Here is a 24,953-nt window from a genome sequence, read left to right as displayed (position 1 = left end):
GCTTACGGAGGTCAGATTGACTGGCTTTGTTATGTGATTTACATATTAGGTTCATTTAAAACTGGCCCCTCTACAGCAAGAGAGAAGTTAACACCAAACTCTGAATTGACTTTAACCAATATTGAGTCGACTAATGCTGTGAATTTATCCCAGCTTATAAAGCCCTCTTCCAAAGTGAAATAGTAAAAATTTTCGTTGTTCACATACAGTCCCCAAACAGTACCCTCAATTTCAATTTGGCCCTCACCTTGACCATAATTCAACACCTTTCCGTCTAAATGGTCTGGTATAAAAAGGGCTAGGTCTTCTTTAGAGGTAAGGTCAATATTTTCTGATTCAAATAATACTATTTTCATGACTTCACATAACGCTAAGCTCATAAGCGCCTACTGTGTAGTTTGTTTTACGCTAAAATGTAGCGAAGCGGAATGCGTAAAACGAACTGCGCAGTTGGCGTCTTATGGAGCGACTGGTTATGCGGCGGCAGTAAGTACCACAACAAAACCACGTTTTATTTTAGCTTGCCAATGGCAGCAGGAAAGAACACACCGCCCCACCAACAAACCCCATACTATAAAAGCGGTGGCCAAATGCGAAGTGCTATTTGCCACCACCTATAAAACGACTATTTGGCACCAGGAACAAAGCTAGCGAGACACAAAGAACCTACGTACGTTAACGCCGAGAGACCCGCTACAACGTGCCGTAAATCAAGCACATGACTCGTTTTATTTATTTTCGAACCGCGCTCATAACGCTAAGCTCATAAGCGCCTACTGTGTAGTTTGTTTTACGCTAAAATGTAGCGAAGCGGAATGCGTAAAACGAGCTGCACAGTAGGCGTCTTATGGAGCGACTGGTTATGCGGCGGCGGTTGGCGCTACAACAAAACCACGTTTGTTAATTTAGCTTGCCGATGGCAGCAGGAAAGAACACACAACCCCACCAACAAACTCCATATTACGAAAGTGGTGGCTAAATGCGAAGTGCTATTTCCCACCACCTATAAAACTACTATTTGGCACCAGGAAAGAAACTGGTGAGATACAAAAAACCCACTTACATTAACGCCGAGAGACTCTCTACAACGTGCCGTAAATCAAGCACATGACTCATTTTATTTATTTTCGAACCGCGCTCATAACGCTAAGGTAGCCTGCGCTGCATATGGAGCTGCTTTTTGTGCAAGAATGTAGCGAAGCGTAATGCACAAAAAAGCGGCGGAGTATGCAGCGTCAGGGTGACCGACTGGTTATGCGGCGGCGGTAAGCACCACAACAAAACCACGTTTTATTTTAGCTTGCCAATGGCAGCAGGAACGAACACACCACCCCACCAACAAACCCCATATTGTAAAAGCGGTGGCTAAATTCGAAGTGCTATTTACCACCACCTATAAAACTACTATTTGGCACCAGGAACAAAGCTGGTGAGATACAAATAAACTACTTACTTTAACGCCGAGAGACGTTCTACAACGTGCCGTAAATCGAGCACATGACTCGTTCTATTTATTTTCGAACCGCGCTCATAACGCTAAGGTAGCCTGCGTTGCATATGGAGCTGCTTTTGGTGCAAGAATGAAGCGAAGCGGAATGCACAAAAAAGCGGCGGAGTATGCAGCGTCAGGGTGACCGACTGGTTATGCGACGGCGGTTGGCGCCACAACAAAACCACGTTTTTAATTTAGCTTGCCGATGGCAGCAGGAAAGAACACACAACCCCACCAACAAACTCCATATTACGAAAGTGGTGGCTAAATGCGAAGTGCTATTTACCACCACCTATAAAACTACTATTTGGCACCAGGAAAGAAACTGGTGAGATACAAAAAACCGACTTACTTTAACGCCGAGAGATCTGCTACAACGCGCCATAAATCAAGCACATGACTCGTTTTATTTATTTTCGAACCGCGCTCATAACGCTAAGGTAGCCTGCGCTGCATATGGAGCTGCTTTTTGTGCAAGAATGAAGCGAAGCGGAGTGCACAAAAAACGGCGGAGTATGCAGCGTCAGGGTGACCGACTGGTTATGATGCGGCAGTATATGCCATAACAAAACCACGTTTTATTTTAGCTTCCCAATGGCAGCAGGAACGAATACACCACCCCACCAGCAAAACCCATATTATAAAAGCGGTGGCTAAATACGAAGTGCCATTTACCACCACCTATAAAACTTTCAATTGGCACCAGGAACAAAGCTGGTGAGATACAAAGAACCTACGTACTTTAACGCCGAGAGACCCTCTACAACGTGCCGTAAATCAAGCACATGACTCGTTTTATTTATTTTCGAACGCGCTCATAACGCTAAGGTAGCCTGCGATGCATATGGAGCTGCTTTTTGTGCAAGAATGAAGCGAAGCGTAATGCACAAAAAACGGCGGAGTATGCAGCGTCAGGTTGACCGACTGGTTATGCGGCGGCGGTTGGCGCCACAACAAAACCACGTTTTTAATTTAGTTTGCCAATGGCAGCAGGAACGAACACACCACCCCACCAACAAGCCCCATATTAAAAAAGCGGTGGCTAAATGCGAAGTGCTATTTACCACCACCTGTAAAACTACTATTTGGCACCAGGAACAAAGCTGGTGAGATACAAAGAGCCGACTTACTTTAACGCCGAGAGACGCTCTACAACGTGCCGTAAATCAAGCACATGACTCGTTTTATTTATTTTCGAACCGCGCTCATAACGCTTCGCTAAGTTGCACTTTGGCCGTAATGGAGTTTTGGGGTAAAGTGCCGAAGGCGCCCCAAAACGGAAAGTAGGCCAAAGTGTCAACTTTAGCGTATTGTTAGGGCTTGCTTCCACTTTTCCTTTCAATACTGATATACCGTTTGTTTTCTGATTTTGGCCAAAAGTACAAGCGCCCAGTACCACTATAGTAATCTGCTACCAGTTCATTATTTGGCAAAGTATAAGGAGATTTCTCCATATACCCAATATATTTGTTGCTTGCTAAAAACTGTATAAATATTTCCGGTGCAATGCCTTCATATTTGCCTAATAATTTTTCGACTGTTTTTTTTGCCTCTGTATCAGAAAAATTAGAAATACTTGGACATACCAAATATATACTTGCCGATCGCTCAAAGAAGTCTCCGGAAGCCAGTACAGGTTCTTCCAAACAGGCAAAACCAAATCCCGAATAAAGCATAACCAACAAAATAATTCTTTTGAATATATTCATACTACCCCTTGTGGAGCCCTAACGCCTATGTCTGTTGCGTTTTGGGTGTAGTGTAGTTTTGGGGTAAAGTGGCGAAGCCACCCCAAAACGGAACGAAAGCCAAAACGTCAACAGGACATAATTGTTATGTGTGCCGAACTGCACTATCTTGGCTTTCGATTATAATTAGCTAAAGCACCATCTGTTGTCGACTTTAACTTAAGATTATTTTTATTTAGATTATGTATATGGCGAATATATTCAATGGTATCGAGTTCGCTAATAAAACTAAACTTTATATTGTCGTCGTTCATCTTCCATTCCCCTTCGACAATACCAAACTGTACGCAACTATTCTCGTATATTGGGTGATGGATTTTAACCACATCGCTTTCTAAAAACTCCAATGACGCTTGGTTTATATCCTCATTTTCCCAGTAACCAATAATGGTCGCCTGATAGTCGCCTAAAAGTACCTCTGGGGTCAAAGAGCAACCGCCAACAAAAACTGCAATCGTATAAATAAATATTTTCATCATTTTAAACATAACGCCGCCATCAACTGCGTAGCAACCTGGCGCGTCTTTTTGCGCAGCAAAAAGCGTGACAGGTTGCGGAGTCAGATTGCATGGCCTTGTTAAACCAAGTTGTATTTATTTAATTTAAAACGCTCTATGAGTTCATGAGCACTTTGCCTTTTATCTGTTTTTATATCTGGATCTGCACCTGCTCCGAGTAATACGCGGAATAACGCTTTATATTGTGCGTAAACAATATTGGCTATTTCATCCGTAAACTCTCTATCAATGATTTGCTTAGTATCCAAGATTGCTCTCGCTAAACAGGTATTGCCATAGGAATCTTCGGAGTTTACTGAAGCACCATTTACGATAATATTCTGAAGAGCCTTAAGAGCAATATTGAAATCATCTTCATTTTCAGTCAAACCATACGTATTGAAAGCGACACCTCTTATGCAGTCATGAATTACTGGAGCATTCCATTCATTGCTTGTGGATTGCTCAATAAAATTAACATCTGCACCTTGGGATATTAGGTAATCTGCTATTTCATAATTCCCGGTTTTGTACGCAACATGTAAAGGAGATTGCCCATCATCTTTTTTGGGTGGTGCAGTATGGCAAGCATTAACGAGCTCCGGAATTTTATTATGGAGTTCTTTCACCAGTTCTAGATCACTAGCTCTAACAGCTTTAAAAAAGCCTTTAATATCCTTCTTTAACATATTCCATTTCTTCGATAGATGATGAATAGGGTTTAACGCTAAGCTCATAAGCGACTGGTTATGCGGCGGCGGTTGGCGCTACAACAAAACCACGTTTCTAATTTAGTTTGCCGATGGCAGCAGGAAAGAACACACCACCCCACCAACAAACCCCATATTATAAAAGCGGTGGCTAAATGCGAAGTACTATTTTCCAACACCTACAAAACTACTATTTGGCACCAGGAAAGAAACTGGTGAGATACAAAAAATCGACTTACTTTAACGCCGAGAGACCTGCTACAACGCGCCATAAATCAAGCACATGACTCGTTCTATTTATTGTCGAACCGCGCTCATAACGCTAAGGTAGCCTGCGCTGCATATGGAGCTGCTTTTTGTGCAAGAATGTAGCGAAGCGGAATGCACAAAAAAGCGGCGGAGTATGCAGCGTCAGGGTGACCGACTGGTTATGCGACGGCAGTAAGTACCACAACATAACCACGTTTTATTTTAGCTTGACAATGGCAGCAGGAACGAACACACCACCCCACCAACAAGCCCCACATTATAAAAGCGGTGGCTAAATGCGAAGTGCTATTTACCACCACCTATAAAACTACTATTTGGCACCAGGAACAAAGCTGGTGAGATACAAAGAGCCGACTTACTTTAACGCCGAGAGACTCTCTACAACGTGCCGTAAATCAAGTACATGACGCGTTTTATTTATTTTCGAACCGCGCTCATAACGCCTTTGTATGCGGAAACCTTTGTGTAGTGTAGTTTTGGGGTAAAGTGGCGAAGCCACCCCAAAACGAAACGTAGCAAAGGTTTTCCGCATGACAAACTTGTTAGGCTTTTGGTAAACCACCCGAACTTAGCTCCTGTAGTTTAGTATACAAGCTCATTGAAACGCGAATACGATCACTACCCATTACATTTAGATAAACTTTTTTTCCGGTTATTCCTTGACGTACTTGAACTGATATTAAACTATAGGGAATTGCTATTCGCCACTTTGGAAAAGTACACATAATGTGTAAATTTTCCTTTCCCAGCTTAAAATCGATTACTCCGGCATACTCTTGACCATCTACACTAGCGTTACAATTTTCCTCAGTAGGCCCATCTTCGTTTAATACGCTTTCTGGGATCGTCTTCTCTTCAATATGGGCCCTTCTTTTTTGAAGAATTACATTTACTATCACAATTAGTATTAAAAATAGTGGCCATATTTTCGATAGAATCTCAATCATTTGATTCTTAGCCTAACGTTTTGCTCACCTGCACGTGCTGCGGAGAGCGTTTTTGTGTGAAAATGGAGCGCAGCGACAAACACAAAAACGAGCGCAGCAGTACGTGTCAGAGTGCAGCAACTTGTTATGGCTTGGACGCCCCACATACTAATTTTGAATCTAGAATACTGTATTTAACAGACCAGATTAAAGCCGGAATCAAAATTACTAGAGGCCACCCTGATTTATATGTGAATACAAGAATCCATGCTACAACAGCTGGAAAAGCCAAATATTTGTATACTAGCCATCCTCCATTAATCGGGACATAGAATTCTCCACCACAACTATTACACAGCTTAGGAGCTAGCCGGGTAGAAAATAACTTTTTCCACCACGAAATCGAATTCATGCCGCAGCAAGGACACTTGTACATAATTACCTTTGTGAGCTATAACGCTAAGCTCATAAGCGCCTACTGTGTAGTTTGTTTTACGCTAAAATGTAGCGAAGCGGAATGCGTAAAACGAACTGCGCAGTTGGCGTCTTATGGAGCGACTGGTTATGCGGCGGCAGTAAGTGCTACAACAAAACCACGTTTTTAATTTAGTTTGCCGATGGCAGCAGGAAAGAACACACCACCCCACTGACAAACCCCATACTATAAAAGCGGTGGCCAAATGCGAAGTGCTATTTACCACCACCTATAAAACTACTATTTGGCACCAGGAAAGAAACTGGTGAGATACAAAGAACCTACGTACTTTAACGCCGAGAGACGTTCTACAACGTGCCGTAAATCAAGCACATGACTCGTTTTATTTATTTTCGAACCGCGCTCATAACGCCGCTAGAAGCAGCCGCAGTGTAGGTGTTTAAATATATGCCAGCGTAGCGACCGGCATAAATTTAAACACCGAAACGTAGGTCTGCTTGCTAGCTTTGTTAGAACGTTCATATACGTAAAACCACCTGCCTTGCCGCCGCGCCTTTTGTAGTAACGAACGTGACCGTATTAAGCCTGGAGTTATAGGTAGCAATCGGTGACTCTGCAGGCATTTGTGTATAGTGGATAAAAAAGTCACTGGAATTGTCAAACTGACCACTAATAATTAGCTTGTATGTAATATCTGCGATATCGTCATCTGTTGCCTTCACAATATCGTCGCAGCTTACAAATATTTCGCCTCCATTCTCAGAGATTACGTCGACTTTATCACACGCTAATGCATTGGAGGCTAGAAGAAATATCGCCACTAGAATTCTCATTTTCACATTCCTTCTAACGAGGCTGTAGAAAAATTCGGGTTTGACCGTCACTTTTTTGCGCCTCTGAATTGTTTTCTGAGGCGTTCATTATATGACCACAATTATGAATCTAGCTAATCTTCACATTGCCTGATCGACAAATGATCGAATATTGCCATATAGGGCGCCATTTGGCCCTTTCTACCCCTCTATGTGGCATACCTCCATAACTTCTCGGCATTATGTACCATACAATACAACTGCCATTGCGCCGTCACCTTGCTTTCCCCTCGCAAGCTCAACTTGTCTAAACCTTTGTTGCTACAAATATTCCCAAAGACCGGTTCGATTGTATACATTCGCTTGCTATACATTTTTTTACCATCATCACTATCGATGATCTTTTTCATTTTATCTAACTGTGTCACTCTTCTTTTCGATTCGATTAAAACTGATATTTGTCGCCCCTGACTTTTGACTTCTTTCTGCATACATTGCTCTTGCAATGGGCATTCTCGGCAGTCTTTCAAATAACCTCGGAATCGCATGTGGGGTCCACTTTTAGTTTCGAAATCATCACCCAAATAGATCATCTCTTTACCATTAGGACACACAGCTTCCTTCTTAACAAAATCAATTACAAACTCGCTACCCGGAAAGACGTCTCTTGTTTTTTTGTTATCTGTTCTGGTTTTCTGCCGTTTTTTCTTGTGCGCTTTAAACGTTTCTGAGTCGGAGTAAACCGGGTCTCTCATTCTAAATTGATTGTCTGGTATGACAGATTTAATATTCTCATCGTGTAAAAACTGTAGGTTATCTTCACTACAGTATCCTGTATCAGCTGTTAATACACATCCAGCGGAAAATACATCTTCTTCAAATTTGTCTTTAATACTCTCGACCATCGGTTTCAACGTAATCTGTTCTTGACCGACACCAAAGGCTCTTGCTTCAATAATAATCTGATGCTTCTCGTCCGCAGCAGTCACACAAGCCATTCATTGAATTGTGCCTTTACTAGTGGTCATTTTACACGACTCATTATCCGTGATGTTACTCTGTACCTCTTTCTTACTTTTTGAATGCCCTATACGAGGTTCATTCTCAGCCAGAAAACCATCAATTTTATCGGCTGTCTTTAGCAAGGTTTCTACCGTTTGCATATCCTTTTTATAATGGCCGCTTTGATTATTCTTTGTAGAGTCCGATTCCAGGTGCTTATCCACGATTCTTTCGGCTCTAGCACGCATCTTAGTAGACTTCTTTTCCAGCTCAGGATGGGTTCCACTCCATTGCTTGGAAGCATCGGTAGGAAGCTTGCATCCGTCAATAGCAAAATGCTCCTTACCAATTAAACCACTCTCATCGCAAATGAGTAGAATTTTGTGAAACAACTCCTTAATTGCCTCACAATTACCCGAGACGAAATTTGCAATAGTTGTAAAGTGTGGCGTGGTACCAACAGCCAGGGCCATGAACGTCAAATCAGTTGTGCATAGCTTAGCAATCACTCGACTGGAGGTGATTCCTCGATAATAGGCACTAAAGATAACGCGAAGGAGAAGCTCAGGAGGGTAGGCCTTGCGGCCAACATTACTATTTTTATATCGACTGAGGAAACCATCAATAATTTTGTCTGTATTCAGAAGAGTATACATATAGAAATCAAAATTATCCGTACCAAGCTGGTCAAGGAAATTGATATCCAGAAAAACGGTTTGATTTATATTTGTATCGATGAAGTTGGCCATATCCGCCTCAGTAAACTGCTGAAGTGACATTTTACTATGAAAATCGGCCTAGATCCCGAAGGAGATCTATTTTTCTACAGCCTGAACGCCGCCATAAATTGCCGCTTGAAGCGCAGCGTAAAGCGGTCAATTTGATGGCCTTGTTATGAGCCATTTGCTAATTGATGGCACAGAGTACCGGATACTTTTTAACACTTTTTTACCTTTACATAAGTAGTCAATAAACACACCCATTTCATGCGATTTATTAGTGTAGTAACCGATAGCTTCTGGCTTTGAATTGGACACTGGCAACTCGGTTATATATACAAATAATTCCTCACCATTTGAACCAAGAAGGAATGATCCGCTTCTTTTGGCAGGACAACCAGATGGGCTTTCCAGTGGTCCCTGCATTTCGATCATGGTTGCAAGGCCTTCAGGATTTACCTTAATAGTAAACCCCAAAGTTTCTGCCAACTCAGGAGTTAATGTTACTTCTTTGGGCCCACCACTCGCGAACGAAAAAGAAGAAAACATAATTAGTATTATTCCAATGAATCTCATCGCTAGTAGCTCATAACGCTAAGCTCATAAGCGCCTACTGTGTAGTTTGTTTTACGCTAAAATGTAGCGAAGCGGAATGCGTAAAACAAACTGCACAGTAGGCGTCTTATGGAGCGACTGGTTATGCGGCGGCGGTTGGCGCTACAACAAAACCACGTTTTTAATTTAGTTTGCCGATGGCAACAGGAAAGAACACACTACCCCACCAACAAACTCCATATTATGAAAGCGGTGGCCAAATGCGAAGTGCTATTTACCACCACCTATAAAGCTTTTATTTGGCACCAGGAACAAAGCTGGTGAGATACAAATAAATTACTTACCTTAAGGCCGCGAGACCCGCTACAACGTGCCGCAAATCAAGCACATGACTCATTTCATTTATTTTCGAACCGCGCTCATAACGCCGTGCTCTGCTGCGTTTTGGTTGTAGTGGAGATTTGTGCAGAAATGGCCGAAGGCCATGCACAAATAGGAGCGTAAACCAAAACGTCAGCAGGAGCACTTTGTTATGCATTACGGCTCATTTACCACTTTTAAACGAGGCTCTTCATTTATGATTGATATGAGCTCTTCCTGAATTTTCGCAAGCCCTTCTCGTGTATCAATATTTTTGAATATACGCTTTAAAAAAGGAACTTCCACTGCTGCGAAACAGTGCCAAGTAATATCTTCTTTGCTTGGCACATTTCCCTCTTCATATTCCTTTTCCATTATGCTAGAGCAGCCTACCCATAACCAGTATGGTTCGCGCTTACACATAACACACCAACCCCAGTCTTCCGGTATCACTTCTTCTACGGCGTATCCAAGACCAATAAATTTGCTGCGTAACCATTCAGAGAATTGCTTTCCATATACGAATGGATTTGTCTCTTCATCCTCTTTTGGTTCGATTTCAAATAAATCAGTTTTTAAGAATATTCTTTCAGGTTCCATTTGATACTCGATTTTGCATAACGCTAAGCTCATAAGCGCCTACTGTGTAGTTTGTTTTACGCTATGATGTAGCGAAGCGGAATGCGTAAAACGAACTGCGCAGTTGGCGTCTTATGGAGCGACTGGTTATGCGGCGGCGGTTGGCGCTACAACAAAACCACGTTTTATTTTAGCTTGCCAATGGCGACAGGAACGAACACACCACCCCACCAACAAACCCCATACTATAAAAGCGGTGGCTAAATGCGAAGTACTATTTGCCACCACCTATAAAACTACTATTTGGCACCAGGAACAAAGCTGGTGAGATACAAAGAACCGACTTACTTTAACGCCGAAAGACTCTCTACAACGCGCCGTAAATCAAGCACATGACTCGTTCTATTTATTTTCGAACCGCGCTCATAACGCCGCCGTCACGCGGCAATTTTGTAGTTGATTTTTTGTGGCAGCGTAGCGGCCGCCACAAAAAAACGACGGAAAAATTGCTCGCTGTGCACGGCTTTGTTATGAGCGAGTGTAGTAGTTTAGGCCTTCAGATTTTACGATATGCCCAGAATCTACAGCGCCTAAAATTGCACTATTGATATCTTCTTCTGACTTCAATCTGTTTTTAAGGTTATTTCTCCGGGAGAAATAAGACAATCTCCAAGCATCAAAGCCATCTATCTCACCATTTATACCGAAATCGAAATCTATAGTTTTACCAGCAACCTCTATTTCCATTCCGTAACCATGAGGACGAATTTTGTACCCGCCACATTCATAGCCTGCGTTACGAATATGTGGCGCGCACCTTGACACAAAATCCATATTTGATTCAGGTCTCTTGCAGCCAAACTCCCGCTCGAGTACGTCAACTGCTTTCTTCTGAGTATCGTTAAACTGCTCGATAAGCAGCTTCAGCTCTTCATCCATTTGGTAGCTCATAACGTTGCCAGCACGCGCTGGTTTTTTGAGCGAAGCGAGAAAAGCCAGTCGCGTGCCTGGCCTTGTTATGCCATTAATACCTTTTCCATTAAAACCGCGTTTTCACCATAGCTTGAGCATATATTTGTCCCTGAAATTGCTTTAAAGCCTAGCAATGACCAAAAGCTATCCGCGCCTTGGATAGCAACAAGAGTTATTCTCTTAACCCCCTTCAGTTCAGCAACTTTTATTAGCTTTGCCATCATTGAGCGGCCTATGCCTTGCCCCATTGAGCGCGAACTAACTGCCATGTCATGGAGAAACAAGGAATCACTATGTCCAATATATGGCAAAGGCTCAAACAATTTTGGTGGCCCAGATCCACTCCATGGGTGCGCCAACAAATATCCTAAAGCATCCCCTTGATCTGAAACGCAGACAAAGCAAGTTTCTGGTGATACGGATTTTTTAGACTTGAGCACATCTAAGTCTTCCGGACCAACTTCATGGTAGGCTTCATCTTGAATTTCCAAGATGCCACCCCAGTTATCTTCTTCGATTTCTTTAATTTTCATGCGTTTTATATGAGGGCATAACGCTTTGGTAAGCCGCCCCCAAAGCGGGAACGGAGTGTTTGCAATAACATTGGCGCAGCCAATTGCAAACAACGAAGAGTAGCTTTGGGGGTCTGCTTGACCAACTGGTTATGTGACGAACCACTTTGTACGGCGACACTACGTTGCAAACCTTTGCCAACAACCGGCGATAGGAAACCGCCCTACACTCTCACTACAATTCCATTTTCACCATGAAGAACAAACGGGGGAAACTTGACAGCAACTCCCTGCTACGGACTCCATAATTGCGATGGTTAAACCTACCACGACACCTGCAAACGAACAAGGTGACGAAACAAGCCACGCGCTATTTGACTACATTCAGGCTTGCAGAATGCAGTTGCGATACTAAAGGCTGAGATAGCTTATTGAACAAGTCAAACCACCTGAAGCAACAAACTCAAATACCACTACAAATAAATTCAATCACCTACGAAGCACCAAACCTAAACCAACAACAAAACAAATGGCAGAGACATATAACGCTTAGCTCACCTGCGAATATTGCGGAGAGCGTTTTTGTAAAATGGCGCTACGCGACATACAAAAACGAGCGCAGCAATATTTGTCAGGTGCAGCTACTGGTTATGTGCGCGAACTCCGATAGGCAACAACACTACTTTGCGAAACGCGAGTGAAGCCTTTGCTGACGACTAGCGATAGAAAACTACGCTACAAGCCCACTACCATTTTAGTTTACAACATGAAAAACGAACGGGGAAAACCTGACAGCCACTCCCTGCTACGGACACCTTAATTGTGATGGTCAAACCTACCACGACACTCGTAAACGAACAAGGTAGCAGAACAAACGTCACGCTATTTGATTGCGTTCAGGCATGTAGAGTAAATTTCCATACTCAAGACCGAGATAGCTAATTTAACCTGCCGAACCACGCTAAACAACAAGCTAAAATACCAATACAAACCAAATTACAGACGAAGAACCAAACCTAAAGCAACTACAAATTAAAAAGCAGAGCCATATAACGCTAAGGTAGCCTGCGTTGCATATGGAGCTGCTTTTTGTGCAAGAATGAAGCGAAGCGGAATGCACAAAAAAGCGGCGGAGTATGCAGCGTCAGGGTGACCGACTGGTTATGCGACGGCAGTAAGTACCACAACAAAACCACGTTTTATTTTAGCTTGTCAATGGCAGCAGGAAAGAACACACCATCCCACCAACAAACCCCATATTATAAAAGCGGTGGCTAAATGCGAAGCGCTATTTACCACCACCGATAAAACTACAATTTGGCACCAAGAACAAAGCTGGTGAGATACAAAGAACCGACTTACTTAAACGCCGCGAGACCCACTACAACGTGCCGTAAATCAAGCACATGACTCGTTTTATTTATTTTCGAACCGCGCTCATAACGCTAAGCTCATAAGCGCCTACTGTGCAGTTTGTTTTACGCTAAAATGTAGCGAAGCGGAATGCGTAAAACGAACTGCGCAGTTGGCGTCTTATGGAGCAACTGGTTATGCGGCGGCAGTAAGCGCCACAACAAAACCACGTTTTATTTTAGCTTGCCAATGGCAGCAGGAAGGAACACACCGCCCCACCAACAAACCCCATATTACAAAAACCGATGGCCAAATGCGAAGCGCTATTTACCACCACCTATAAAACTACTATTTGGCACCAGGAACAAAGCTGGTGAGATACAAAGAACCGACTTACTTTAACGCCGAGAGACGCTCTACAACGCGCCGTAAATCAAGCACATGACTCATTTTATTTATTTTCGAACCGCGCTCATAACGCCTTGCTCTGCTGTATTTTTGGAGTGGATTCTTTTGTGCTATTGAGCACAAAAGAAGTAACGGAAAAAATATCAGCAGGAGCAACTTGTTAAGTGCTCTTTCATTTTGGGCATAGTAGCTCATTCGATTTCTTCTGGCGCGATGAATGGTACGGATGGATGTAGCCTTTTCTGCAAACATAAACCATGCGCACTCATTGATTGAAGCTGCCCCTCTTCGAGTTCTAGCGTCATTGCTACTAGTGCTTCATTTTCGATAGATTCACCGCAAAAACAACACTGATGATTAGTCATCAAAGACTCCGAAACGACTTTAATTATTTTTTCCATATTACGTAATTTCGCTTAGCTAATTTGCCACTTAACGCCGTTATAACCCGCCGAAACGGAGTTGATTTGTTTGCGCTAGCGTAGCGTTTAAGCGCAAACGAAGCAACGCAGTGGAGGTCGGGTTGATAACCTTGTTAAGTTTTGAACCCATTTTAGCCAAGCACCAAGTAATACAGTAAAACTAACGAAATGAGAGCGCAAATTGTGTACGAGCTAAACCGCATAACCTTGTGTATTTTAGTTTGAATAAGATGCGCACCGATCGCGGCGCCGCACCAAGCAGGGGAAGCAAACATGCTTCCAATAGCTACTCCCATTAAATACTCATACCTTGCTGGGTTATCTGCCTGCATTAAGTAGAGCCCATAAAAATATATAGTTACGCCGAGGAAATAAAAGCCAACACCAGCTCCAATAACGAATAGCAACCATCCAATTTTGATACTCATGACGTACTCATTTGGAACTTAACGCTAAGCTCATAAGCGCCTACTGTGTAGTTTGTTTTACGCTAAAATGTAGCGAAGCGGAATGCGTAAAACGAACTGCGCAGTTGGCGTCTTATGGAGCGACTGGTTATGCGGCGGCAGTAAGTACCACAACAAAACCACGTTTTATTTTAGCTTGCCAATGGCAGCAGGAAAGAACACACCGCCCCACCAACAAACCCCATACTATAAAAGCGGTGGCCAAATGCGAAGTGCTATTTGCCACCACCTATAAAACGACTATTTGGCACCAGGAACAAAGCTAGCGAGACACAAAGAACCTACGTACGTTAACGCCGAGAGACCCGCTACAACGTGCCGTAAATCAAGCACATGACTCGTTTTATTTATTTTCGAACCGCGCTCATAACGCTAAGGTAGCCTGCGCTGCATATGGAGCTGCTTTTTGTGCAAGAATGAAGCGAAGCGGAGTGCACAAAAAACGGCGGAGTATGCAGCGTCAGGGTGACCGACTGGTTATGATGCGGCAGTATATGCCATAACAAAACCACGTTTTATTTTAGCTTCCCAATGGCAGCAGGAACGAATACACCACCCCACCAGCAAAACCCATATTATAAAAGCGGTGGCTAAATACGAAGTGCCATTTACCACCACCTATAAAACTTTCAATTGGCACCAGGAACAAAGCTGGTGAGATACAAAGAACCTACGTACTTTAACGCCGAGAGACCCTCTACAACGTGCCGTAAATCAAGCACATGACTCGTTTTATTTATTTTCGAACGCGCTCATAACGCCGCTATCACCGGAAACGAAAGCGGAGTGTTTTTGTGCTATTGTTTGAGCGCTTGCGCGAGTTGCGCAAAAACGCGTAGCTTTTGTTTTCCGGTGCATAGCTTTGTTAGGTGACAACACTGAAATAGTCTGCACATAAGCTTTCTGGCTCATCATCAAACCACCACCAACTTTGAAGTTTACCGCTTTCGACGTTAATAAAAGCAAACACAGATGCTGAATCGTAGTGACTATGTCCAATATTCTTAAGCTCATAGACTGAATTTTTAGAAAACTCCGAATTCGGATGGCTCAATATTTTTATATTTGCCCTGTATCTTCCTCCCAATACAAACGGGTGATCTCTCCAGGTAGAACCACTCATAGCCATAAATCACCTAACGCCCAGCTAAGCCGCCGGAACGGAGTTGATTGTTTTGTGCGAGCGTAGCGCTTAAGCACAAAACGAGCAACGCAGTGGAGGTCGGCTTGAGCTGTTTGTTAAATGCTATCTTCGATATGGCTCAAATACTCCAAACCTACTTCGCCTGATACGTAAGGACCATCATCGCTACAATCCATAATTGGTTCTTCGAACTCAACCCAAACACTGGTGACAATACTATTTTTTCCAGTGAATGTTCTCTGAGTGCCAGAAAACTCGGCCTCACCTTCTAGCGCTACCGATACAAATTCTGGTGGCAAAGAAACAGTACCCAAACCTCCATCAGGCCACCATACATGCGGCTTGATTTTTACCTTATCACCATTCTTAAATTTCATTTACATTCGGCCATATTACCGACTCTTGATTTGGCATTTAACGCCGCGGTAAATCGCCGGAACGAAGTTGAAGTTTTGTGCTATTTAAGCACAAAACGCACAACGCAGTGGAGGTCGATTTGACCGCTTTGTTATAGCTTTGCCACCGCGAACTTAAAAGTACGAACTGTTGCCAATAGAACAGCTAGTAAAAAACAAATACAGAATACCAACCACACCAGAATTCACAACCACCCGTATTGCACTAACCAAAAACATACCTGATGCGGCACTTACCCAAAAAAATATCAACTTCACAACGGTGGCAAAAACCAAGAAACTAGCAGATTGCGTGACTTCTATAAGGCTAGCACCAATTACACAGAATATTTTAAACCGAAAACACTCCACTGCCCTGTTAGAAAACCAAACTTCCCGCAAACTGTAGCCTTTTACCGCGCGCTATAACGCCGTTATAACCCGCCGAAACGGAGTTGTTTTGTTTGCGCTAGCGTAGCGTTTAAGCGCAAATGAAGCAACGCAGTGTAGGTCGGGTTGATAACCTTGTTATACGCTACTAAGAACCTTGCAAATAAATGAAGATTTAGCGCTTGTGTAAGCAGCTTTATTTTCCTTGAACCTCTGCGCGAGAGACTCCTTTAACCGCTCATATTCTCCTGCAAGCTCAGGATAGGTTATAAGCATTTTCTTGAAGTATAAATGAGAAATAATGTTTTTATGGCCTTTTTCATAGACATGAATATGGCACACCCTTTCCCCATTTTCGTCCTTCTGAAAGTAGCGCCTACCTTTAATCCCATTTTCGCCTTTTGCCTCATAGCCTTCAAGGTGAATCTCATCAAGCTTCTCATGGCAGCCGACAACTATGAGTACATCTACAATCGGCTTTGCCTTAATCCCTCTAATTGAAGTACTTCCAACATGATGTACTTCAAGACAGTTATCACCCAAGGCACTAAACCAAAAAATACTTTCTTTTCTAAACCTTATCTCCCAGTCAGGGCTCCAATCTACGAGGCGAACATTTCTTTTTAAGTACGGCTCATTCACTGAAGTGATCTCTACTTACGTATAACGCCGCGGTAAGTTGCCGAAACGTAGTTGATTTTTTTGTGCTATTTAAGCACAAAAAGAGCAACGCAGTGGAGGTCTGCTTGACCGCTTTGTTATAGCTTTACCACCGCGAACTTGAAAGTACGAACTGTTGCTAATAGAGCAGCTAGTAAAAAAACAAATACAGAATACCAACCACACCAGAATTAACAACCACCCGTATTGCACTAACCAAAAAAATACCTGATGCGGCACTTACCCAAAACAATATCAACTTCACAACGGTGGCAAAAACCAAGAAATTAGCAGATTGCGGGACTTTTCTCAGGCTAGCACCACTTACGAAGAATATCTTAAAACGAAAACACTCCCACTGCCCTGTTAGAAAACCAAACTTCCCGCAATTTTTGGCCTTTTACCGTGCGCTATAACGCAGAGTGCAGCTGCATTTTGGTTGGTGTGGAGTTTTGTGTAAAATGGCGAAGCCATACACAAAACGAAGCGCCGACCAAAATGTCAGCTGACACGTATTGTTATACGCTTTGCTCACAACTAACCATCGTACCGCTTTAGATCGGCGAACTCATATATGTTTTTGATATATTCTTTGCCGTTAGTATCACGGGCATAAGCTTGGACCTCTAGTTGCTTGCTTGATGCAATGTAAATATCCGTTCGAAGTTCTGCAATAACTGATGCATCTAGTTCGTGCTGATGAAGAAGCTTAGGTAACCACTTTTTGTAATATTCAATGCTTTTAGAAATGCGTTCATTAAATAGCGGAACAACTTTATTTTTTGGGTATAACCAATATATTGAGACCTTCTCTCCATTGGCGATTTTTGCCAACTCTTTCAAATCTTTAAATACAAACTCTCCATCCACATAGTTCTCAAAGCTAACATATGAGTGGCTGAGATTGTGTGAGAACGATTTGATATTCTTCAATTTCATGATTGCGTATAACGCCCCGCTCAACTGCGGCTGGTATGGAGCGTATTTTGTGTTAATGTTTGAGCGCCAGCGAGTAACATAAAAGGCGCGTAGTACCAGCCGTCAGACTGGAGCGGTTTGTTAAGTTTTTGAACTATCATAAGCCCACGAGTCTAATTTTCTGAGTATGTGAACGCCTATCTCTTCACGGAATGGCAAATTCTCTTCATCTAAATCCAGATCGATTAGAATTTTCCGAGACTCATCTATATAACTTGTTTTACACGTTTTCCGATTAAGTACCGTAAAATGGCAAAACGCTATAGAAAACCCTTCGTCTAGGTAATTCTTTGACTCCCTACTAGGCATATCTTTGATAACTTGCCAGCTACCGCCTTCAGCCAACCAATAGGCTCTATACCAACCATTTTTTTCGAATTTTTCAAGACGTCGATCGCTCCACTGGCCTTCACCAAACCAAAGATCTTGAAAATATTTCTCATTTGCACCGTGATATTTATAGCGCCTTACCTCTTCATCGGTTAGATAGCTTATCAATATAAGATCTTCGCCCATCGGATCATTGTTTATATTTCTCTCAATTTCATATTCCGGTACGGCTTCTTTGTACTCGAAGCGTGAGAATAAAATAAGAGCTTGTGTACCCTCAGGGCTTTGATCCAAACCAGGAATCAAACTAAATGGATTGAAGCTGATCTCATATTCTGCCGCCTCACGTGGAACGCAATATTCTGAAGGCCCAATCTGCACATATACAGCGTCTCCGCATACACCAAAGTATCTTGAATAGACTACTCCGGCTGCAAACAAAACTAATGATAAAAGTACGAATCTACGAATCATGGGGAAACTTAACGCTTTGCTAAGGGGCCGCAGTGCAGGCGCTTCTTTTTTGCTAGCGTTAGCGTAAAGCAAAAAAGAAGCGCCGGAACGTAGGTCCCGCGGAGGCCGCTTGCGGCCGGAGTGTACTTGAGCAACTTGTTAGATTTTGGGTTGACCATGCAGTGTTGCCGGTAATGAGTAAAAGCCAACCTGTATTCTCCAATTTCCCTTATCCGGACGAATGCCATTTTCTCTCAAGAGCGCGTTATTGATTACCCATACAGTTTTTGCATACGTATATGCGTCCTCGAAGCCCACCTCTAGTATGTCCTCTGACCTAGGGTCGCTTTCAATGAGGTGCATAATACTATTTCGCATGTTATGCAGCTGCCTAGCACTTTCTATTACAACTTCGGGCAATTTCAGCTGCGAAGCTAGACGGTCTGGTGAATGAGTTGCAGTAACCCTGTATTCTTTATTTCCACCCTTAACCTTTTGTTTCTGCCGAAAATAATTTGCCGCAGACAATATCCAGACATGGCTAAAAATAATTGAAGCTATAGACTGCGTATACTCCTCACTCTCATGAAATGAGAACTCCCTTCTCGCAATCATGTATTCCGAACGGCCAAATCGATTGTCATCATTACCCACACCTCTATGCCAAGCATGTGGAGCCTTCAATCTATAATGCTCCCAAGCACCACTAAGATGTCTGAAAGCAATCTCTGTCGTTCGAAAGCTATGATCATTTTGAGCCTCCAACGATCTAGATGTACTACCTGATGGTTTTCTCAGCATGACTTAAATCTAACGCTAAGCTCACCTGCAGTTTTTGCGGAGAGCAATTGTGTAAAATGGAGCTGCGCGACATACACAATTGAGCGTAGCAAAAAATGTCAGGTGCAGCTTCTTGTTATGTGCTTATTGCATTACTAATTGAACATTTTTCTTGTTTATTTTTGATACTTATTTTAGATCTTGTTCTGCCATTATTCTCGAAAACATCTACAACCTCTAACGTTGTACCAAAAACAACTTTGGAATAAGGAAGATATTTTTCATTTATACAGGTATGCGCACCCGATTGATATTTAGAAGAATAGAGGTTTAATTTGTAATGAGTAACGACTTCAGCGTTTTCATTACCAATTTCGACTAAAATACCACCAAACCGTTCCTCACCTTCGTCAAACCCCTTAACCAGTTTAAATTCCAACATTTTGGTACCGGATTTACAGATGGAAGGCGAAGATCTATACGACACTTCTTTTACATATTTTTTGTATTCTTTACCAGTGCACACACCATTATCGGCGGAGGATAAACTGGATATAAATACGACAATAGCAAACCACCAATATTTAAACATTTAAATCTACTCTACAATTTGATCACATAACGCCGCAAACAGCGCGCGTAGCAAATTGGCGGGCATTTTGGCACAAAATGCATGACAGTTTGCGGAGTCCGCTGGTTTGCCTGGTTAACTGTTGAGGCCACTGATGATTGCACTAATATTCCCTTTCCATGTTGGATAATCATCTTCGTTTTCAGCCCACAACTCGTTTAGTTCAGAAGTATCACCAATAACTAGTAACAATGCCGATGCCAATTTAGATTTAAATGGTATCACTGCTGCTTTATCTTGTTTAATGAGCCAGTTATCAAGGTCATCAACACCCTCATAAGAAACGCCGTTAATGAGAGAATTTACCATTGCACTAGCAACGATTATTTCGTGACACTCTGTGTATTCGATATAGTCACTTTCTGCTGAGGACAAAGCTTTTTTGATGATGCCCTCGATAGATGTGCCGTCATCAATTGCATCTTCGATAACCTCACATGAGGTGTCGTCATCGAAAACACCTATTCCCCAAGCACCCATGATTTACCCCTTTGATACAGTTAACGCCGCTAGAAGCAGCCGCAGTGTAGGTGTTTAAATATATGCCAGCGTAGCGACCGGCATAAATTTAAACACCGAAACGTAGGTCTGCTTGCTAGCTTTGTTAGAACGTTCATATACGTAAAACCACCTGCCTTGCCGCCGCGCCTTTTGTAGTAACGAACGTGACCGTATTAAGCCTGGAGTTATAGGTAGCAATCGGTGACTCTGCAGGCATTTGTGTATAGTGGATAAAAAAGTCACTGGAATTGTCAAACTGACCACTAATAATTAGCTTGTATGTAATATCTGCGATATCGTCATCTGTTGCCTTCACAATATCGTCGCAGCTTACAAATATTTCGCCTCCATTCTCAGAGATTACGTCGACTTTATCACACGCTAATGCATTGGAGGCTAGAAGAAATATCGCCACTAGAATTCTCATTTTCACATTCCTTCTAACGCCCGGCTCACCAGCGGCCAAGCCGGAGCGGTTTTTGTGATAAAGTGTAGCGCAGCGAAACCACAAAAACGGCGTAGGTTTGGACGTCTGCGTGGAGCCGCTTGTTATAACGACGGATGCCAACCTTCACGGACTGCTTCCTTAGCTATAGAGGCAATAAGCTCTTTAACTTTTTCTGAGCCCTCACCAGTGATTCTAATGCCCATTAAAAGAGCCTTTTTGAAATTCTTACATCTGCTGGATGCTTGAAGTATTAATTCGTAATAGTAATCACCGAATGCAGTTAGCATATCTTCCATAGGTCCTGCTGCCAATGCACCCAAAACATCTTCAGAATCGGACCGCTTGGCTATTTCAATGACAAGTAGCCATGCTTCGTCGTGAGACCTGTCAGTAATCTGATGTAGCTTTTCCCAAGCCCAGAAGGTCTTTTGATTTGTGATCCAATCGTCTATTAACCTGTTGTTTTGCTCGATATCCATATTAGTTATAACGCTAAGGTAGCCTGCGATGCATATGGAGCTGCTTTTTGTGCAAGAATGAAGCGAAGCGTAATGCACAAAAAACGGCGGAGTATGCAGCGTCAGGTTGACCGACTGGTTATGCGGCGGCGGTTGGCGCCACAACAAAACCACGTTTTTAATTTAGTTTGCCAATGGCAGCAGGAACGAACACACCACCCCACCAACAAGCCCCATATTAAAAAAGCGGTGGCTAAATGCGAAGTGCTATTTACCACCACCTGTAAAACTACTATTTGGCACCAGGAACAAAGCTGGTGAGATACAAAGAGCCGACTTACTTTAACGCCGAGAGACGCTCTACAACGTGCCGTAAATCAAGCACATGACTCGTTTTATTTATTTTCGAACCGCGCTCATAACGCTGCTATCACGCGGCAGCTTTGTAGTTGATTTTTTGTGGCAGTCTTTTGGCCACAAAATCAAGCAACGGAAAAGTTGCTCGCCGTGTATAGCCTTGTTAGGGTTTTAGCTTCCTACGTCGAACGAGCTTTAAATCTTCGCTGATACCAGTAAAGATATAATTACCTACGGGAGCATATTGAGGATCATCGTGCTCAAGAGGGTTTTCGTTAATCCATTCTATGACAACTGAATCAGCATCGAGAATATTCTCGCTCTTTACCCAGGTTTCAAATGTACTTTCTAATTCCAAATACTCGTAGTTTTCACCAAGCATCACCACTCGGCCTTGTGAGCGGCCATTAGGCATATCTAATTCAACGATATCACCCAGTGCAATCTCCTGCTCATCTCGATATTCCATGTGAACCCTAACGCCTCAAGAAGAGGCGCCGCTTGCGGCGTCCTTCTTGCTTGATTTGTTAGTGCTGTATACTTGATATGAACTCAACTTGTCTCTCATGACAACATAATGCCTCTTGCCATCGGAAACAAAAATGTATTTCCCTGTAGTTTCAATTAGGTACAGCCTCTCAGGTATACTTACCTCAGATGCAATTTTACCGGGGATCTCAATCTCAACGTGCGCCTCAATATGCGTTCCTTTTGAATTACCTATGAGCATTGCGGCAAATGGAATCACAAAAATAATTGATATTACTTCAAAGCTTCTCGTCGTGAAAAAAGTATTTTTACACCTTACCCAAAATGTTTCACCATCCATATGCCTTTGATTAAAGGCAAGATCCTTGAATAAAACTAATAGATGTACAACAACCATAAACAGAATATAAGGGGTAGCTTTCCCGAAAGCCATAATAAAATCCGATGGAGATGCATAGTCAAGTACATTAATACCTAGCCTTCTAAGATGAAAAAACTGGTATATCAACCCGACTATAGACATATAAATATATAGGGCGGTAACGGCCATGCCGGGTTGTTCTTTAAAAAATTTAATCACTACATACCCTGCTCATGTGATTTAGCACTAACGCTAAGGTAGCCTGCGTTGCATATGGAGCTGCTTTTTGTGCAAGAATGAAGCGAAGCGGAATGCACAAAAAAGCGGCGGAGTATGCAGCGTCAGGGTGACCGACTGGTTATGCGACGGCAGTAAGTACCACAACAAAACCACGTTTTATTTTAGCTTGTCAATGGCAGCAGGAAAGAACACACCATCCCACCAACAAACCCCATATTATAAAAGCGGTGGCTAAATGCGAAGCGCTATTTACCACCACCGATAAAACTACAATTTGGCACCAAGAACAAAGCTGGTGAGATACAAAGAACCGACTTACTTAAACGCCGCGAGACCCACTACAACGTGCCGTAAATCAAGCACATGACTCGTTTTATTTATTTTCGAACCGCGCTCATAACGCCCGCATAAGGGGCCGTAACGTAGTTGATTGTTTTGTGGTAGCGTAGCGTTAAGCCACAAAGCAAGCGACGCAGTGGAGGTCCCAGCCACGAAGTGGCGAGCCTTGATGCGATTGTTATGTGATTTCGGACTTAACATGAAAATTTAATTTATTACCATCAACGTCTCTAAAATATGCACAATAGTACCCACCAGACCGCATTCCAGGCTCTCCTTCATTTAATGCACCCAACGATATAGCTTTAGCATGAAGCAAATTAACTTGATCCTCGCTAGCAGCCAATAGAGCAATCATAGTGCCATTTCCCGGCGTAGCTAATTCACCATTAAATGGCGAAGTAATTGAAAAAATTACTGCCTCTCCATCAGCGGACCATGCTACGTAGCTATCGTAATCATATACTCGTCTTGCGCCCAATATCTTAAATAGTGGATCATAAAATTCCGCTGCCTTAGCAACATCATTTGAGCCTAATGTAATATATCCAATCATAATTATTCTCTCACTACGCGCAGCACATAACGCCAAGCTCACCTGCAGTTTTTGCGGAGAGCAATTGTGTAAAATGGAGCTACGCGACATACACAATTGAGCGCAGCAAAAAATGTCAGGTGCAGCTTCTTGTTATGTGGGCGATCTACTTCACGGAACAACACTACGTTGCGAAACGCGAGTGAAGCCTTTGCCGACGACTGGCGATAGAAAACCACCCTACACACTCACTTCCATTTTAGTTTAAAACATGAAGAACGAACGGGGAAAACTTGATAGCGACTCCCTGCTACGGACTCCATATTTGCGATAGCTAAAACTACCACGACACTCTCAAACGAACAAGATGCCAAGACAAACCACTCGCTATTTTATTACATTCAGACTTGCAGAATACTCAGCGGTGCTCAATGCTAGATAGCCAATTTAGATTACCGAACCACCTAAACCTACAAACTAAAATTACTCCACAAACCAAATAAACTTACCTACGAAGTAAAAAAACTAAAAATAATCACAAAATTAATGGCAGAGCCATATAACATTTGTATATCGCGCCCCAGGCGTCATATTTCGGGGCGCGCATATTTTTTATTTGTAAACCCGAAAACTACGCTCAAACCCCCGCCACGTCAAGCTTTCCGCCAAGTGGCGCCTAAATCCCAAAAGGACAAATGGTCCCAATGGCCTCATATCACCGAATTCCCTCAACCCACGTAACCCTTTGAATTCATTAAAAAAACAGTCCATTTTTCCAACAGCCTCAGATATATGAGGAAAAAATCGACTATTTTTTTGCCCGCCGCGATTTATACTGTGTTTTCAATACTTTTGAACGACAATGCACTCAATTCACCTAGGAAGTACGCCCTTACGCTATTCATCAAAATCACTTAACCCTAGAGCGAAGCCGTTTCGTCAGCAGGCGATAAAATAGCCTTTAACGCTTTAACCTTTTTGTTGAGCAGTGTTTGAATATTAAGGTGGGGGCTCTGTCTTTAGGACGCCGATATATCAAGCTGCACCACAGAGGGACTACAACAGGGCCTGGCCACGAAGAAAAATTTTCTCAATCTACAAATGAATGAAGTAACAAAAAAATAGCCTCTAATTTTTAGCCCAACTCAAGCTTTACCGTGCGTTATTTAACGTGAAAAAAGGTTGGCAACTTTCGCATTGCTTCGTCGTCAACGCCCTTACATT

Annotated in this window: 27 protein-coding genes; 1 reads left to right on the top strand and 26 read right to left on the bottom strand. The window is 42.7% G+C overall.

Translation table 11 applies throughout. The features are described from left to right. Window positions 1-38: 38 nt before the first annotated feature. The 12 genes from H5336_RS11710 to H5336_RS11655 all read right to left on the bottom strand — a co-directional run bounded on the left by H5336_RS11710 (window position 39) and on the right by H5336_RS11655 (window position 11,611). Complete coding sequence (locus H5336_RS11710; protein ID WP_221628042.1) at window positions 39-380, bottom strand: hypothetical protein; 342 nt, start codon at window positions 378-380, stop codon at window positions 39-41. A gap of 2,425 nt (window positions 381-2,805) precedes the next feature. Next, window positions 2,806-3,201 carry a hypothetical protein gene (locus H5336_RS11705; RefSeq protein ID WP_185234371.1) on the bottom strand — a complete coding sequence of 132 codons (396 nt, stop codon included), beginning with the start codon at window positions 3,199-3,201 and terminating at the stop codon, window positions 2,806-2,808. A 143-nt stretch (window positions 3,202-3,344) separates the two neighbouring features. Then, window positions 3,345-3,728 (bottom strand): hypothetical protein, encoded by a 384-nt coding sequence (locus H5336_RS11700; protein ID WP_185234369.1) that lies wholly within the window; start codon window positions 3,726-3,728, stop codon window positions 3,345-3,347. An 89-nt stretch (window positions 3,729-3,817) separates the two neighbouring features. Continuing rightward, entirely contained in the window at window positions 3,818-4,426 is a 609-nt protein-coding gene (locus tag H5336_RS11695; RefSeq protein ID WP_185234367.1) for an ankyrin repeat domain-containing protein, read from the bottom strand. 833 nt (window positions 4,427-5,259) lie between these two features. Next, window positions 5,260-5,664 (bottom strand): hypothetical protein, encoded by a 405-nt coding sequence (locus tag H5336_RS11690; RefSeq protein ID WP_185234365.1) that lies wholly within the window; start codon window positions 5,662-5,664, stop codon window positions 5,260-5,262. A 933-nt stretch (window positions 5,665-6,597) separates the two neighbouring features. Then, window positions 6,598-6,912, bottom strand: coding sequence for a hypothetical protein (locus H5336_RS11685; protein WP_185234338.1), 315 nt, complete (start codon window positions 6,910-6,912; stop codon window positions 6,598-6,600). Between the two features lie 188 nt (window positions 6,913-7,100). Next, a complete protein-coding gene (locus H5336_RS11680) occupies window positions 7,101-7,880 on the bottom strand; it encodes a transposase (RefSeq protein ID WP_185234363.1) in 780 nt (259 codons plus the stop codon). Between the two features lie 9 nt (window positions 7,881-7,889). Further along, entirely contained in the window at window positions 7,890-8,642 is a 753-nt protein-coding gene (locus H5336_RS11675; protein ID WP_185234361.1) for a transposase, read from the bottom strand. A 126-nt stretch (window positions 8,643-8,768) separates the two neighbouring features. After that, window positions 8,769-9,161 (bottom strand): hypothetical protein, encoded by a 393-nt coding sequence (locus H5336_RS11670; protein WP_185234359.1) that lies wholly within the window; start codon window positions 9,159-9,161, stop codon window positions 8,769-8,771. A 543-nt stretch (window positions 9,162-9,704) separates the two neighbouring features. Further along, window positions 9,705-10,160, bottom strand: coding sequence for a hypothetical protein (locus H5336_RS11665; RefSeq protein ID WP_185234357.1), 456 nt, complete (start codon window positions 10,158-10,160; stop codon window positions 9,705-9,707). Between the two features lie 474 nt (window positions 10,161-10,634). Further along, entirely contained in the window at window positions 10,635-11,057 is a 423-nt protein-coding gene (locus tag H5336_RS11660; protein WP_185234355.1) for a DUF6896 domain-containing protein, read from the bottom strand. Between the two features lie 65 nt (window positions 11,058-11,122). Beyond that, window positions 11,123-11,611: a GNAT family N-acetyltransferase gene (locus H5336_RS11655; protein ID WP_185234353.1), complete on the bottom strand. Its 489-nt coding sequence runs from the start codon at window positions 11,609-11,611 to the stop codon at window positions 11,123-11,125. 410 nt (window positions 11,612-12,021) lie between these two features. On the opposite strand from H5336_RS11655, the gene H5336_RS11650 reads away from it, so the two are divergent. Further along, window positions 12,022-12,291: a hypothetical protein gene (locus H5336_RS11650; protein WP_185234351.1), complete on the top strand. Its 270-nt coding sequence runs from the start codon at window positions 12,022-12,024 to the stop codon at window positions 12,289-12,291. A gap of 1,613 nt (window positions 12,292-13,904) precedes the next feature. On the opposite strand, the gene H5336_RS11645 is transcribed toward H5336_RS11650, so the two are convergent. The 14 genes from H5336_RS11645 to H5336_RS11580 all read right to left on the bottom strand — a co-directional run bounded on the left by H5336_RS11645 (window position 13,905) and on the right by H5336_RS11580 (window position 23,750). Continuing rightward, a complete protein-coding gene (locus tag H5336_RS11645; protein WP_185234349.1) occupies window positions 13,905-14,201 on the bottom strand; it encodes a hypothetical protein in 297 nt (98 codons plus the stop codon). A 904-nt stretch (window positions 14,202-15,105) separates the two neighbouring features. After that, a complete protein-coding gene (locus H5336_RS11640; RefSeq protein WP_185234347.1) occupies window positions 15,106-15,363 on the bottom strand; it encodes a hypothetical protein in 258 nt (85 codons plus the stop codon). Window positions 15,364-15,479: 116 nt separating this feature from the next. Beyond that, the gene (locus H5336_RS11635) at window positions 15,480-15,761 is read right to left on the bottom strand and encodes a hypothetical protein (protein WP_185234346.1); all 282 of its coding nucleotides are present in this window, start codon (window positions 15,759-15,761) and stop codon (window positions 15,480-15,482) included. A 546-nt stretch (window positions 15,762-16,307) separates the two neighbouring features. Beyond that, the gene (locus tag H5336_RS11630; protein ID WP_185234345.1) at window positions 16,308-16,811 is read right to left on the bottom strand and encodes a GrpB family protein; all 504 of its coding nucleotides are present in this window, start codon (window positions 16,809-16,811) and stop codon (window positions 16,308-16,310) included. A gap of 555 nt (window positions 16,812-17,366) precedes the next feature. Then, window positions 17,367-17,768 (bottom strand): hypothetical protein, encoded by a 402-nt coding sequence (locus tag H5336_RS11625; protein ID WP_185234344.1) that lies wholly within the window; start codon window positions 17,766-17,768, stop codon window positions 17,367-17,369. A 120-nt stretch (window positions 17,769-17,888) separates the two neighbouring features. Further along, a complete protein-coding gene (locus H5336_RS11620; RefSeq protein WP_185234343.1) occupies window positions 17,889-18,611 on the bottom strand; it encodes a hypothetical protein in 723 nt (240 codons plus the stop codon). A 138-nt stretch (window positions 18,612-18,749) separates the two neighbouring features. Further along, complete coding sequence (locus tag H5336_RS11615; protein ID WP_185234342.1) at window positions 18,750-19,274, bottom strand: hypothetical protein; 525 nt, start codon at window positions 19,272-19,274, stop codon at window positions 18,750-18,752. A 232-nt stretch (window positions 19,275-19,506) separates the two neighbouring features. After that, window positions 19,507-19,962, bottom strand: a complete 456-nt coding sequence (locus H5336_RS11610; RefSeq protein WP_185234341.1) for a hypothetical protein — start codon at window positions 19,960-19,962, stop codon at window positions 19,507-19,509. A gap of 114 nt (window positions 19,963-20,076) precedes the next feature. Further along, the gene (locus H5336_RS11605; protein WP_185234339.1) at window positions 20,077-20,481 is read right to left on the bottom strand and encodes a DUF4259 domain-containing protein; all 405 of its coding nucleotides are present in this window, start codon (window positions 20,479-20,481) and stop codon (window positions 20,077-20,079) included. Between the two features lie 133 nt (window positions 20,482-20,614). Next, window positions 20,615-20,929, bottom strand: coding sequence for a hypothetical protein (locus tag H5336_RS11600; protein WP_185234338.1), 315 nt, complete (start codon window positions 20,927-20,929; stop codon window positions 20,615-20,617). A gap of 122 nt (window positions 20,930-21,051) precedes the next feature. Continuing rightward, the gene (locus tag H5336_RS11595; RefSeq protein ID WP_185234336.1) at window positions 21,052-21,429 is read right to left on the bottom strand and encodes a DUF6869 domain-containing protein; all 378 of its coding nucleotides are present in this window, start codon (window positions 21,427-21,429) and stop codon (window positions 21,052-21,054) included. A 499-nt stretch (window positions 21,430-21,928) separates the two neighbouring features. Beyond that, window positions 21,929-22,234, bottom strand: coding sequence for a hypothetical protein (locus H5336_RS11590; protein ID WP_185234334.1), 306 nt, complete (start codon window positions 22,232-22,234; stop codon window positions 21,929-21,931). A gap of 15 nt (window positions 22,235-22,249) precedes the next feature. Next, window positions 22,250-22,834, bottom strand: a complete 585-nt coding sequence (locus H5336_RS11585) for a hypothetical protein (RefSeq protein ID WP_185234332.1) — start codon at window positions 22,832-22,834, stop codon at window positions 22,250-22,252. Window positions 22,835-23,372: 538 nt separating this feature from the next. Next, the gene (locus H5336_RS11580; RefSeq protein WP_185234330.1) at window positions 23,373-23,750 is read right to left on the bottom strand and encodes a VOC family protein; all 378 of its coding nucleotides are present in this window, start codon (window positions 23,748-23,750) and stop codon (window positions 23,373-23,375) included. Window positions 23,751-24,953 lie beyond the last annotated feature (1,203 nt).

The sequence above is a fragment of the Teredinibacter franksiae genome, assembly GCF_014218805.1.
Taxonomy (GTDB): domain Bacteria; phylum Pseudomonadota; class Gammaproteobacteria; order Pseudomonadales; family Cellvibrionaceae; genus Teredinibacter; species Teredinibacter franksiae.
Note: the sequence above shows the minus strand (reverse complement) of the source record. Positions and strands in the feature narration are given on the sequence as shown.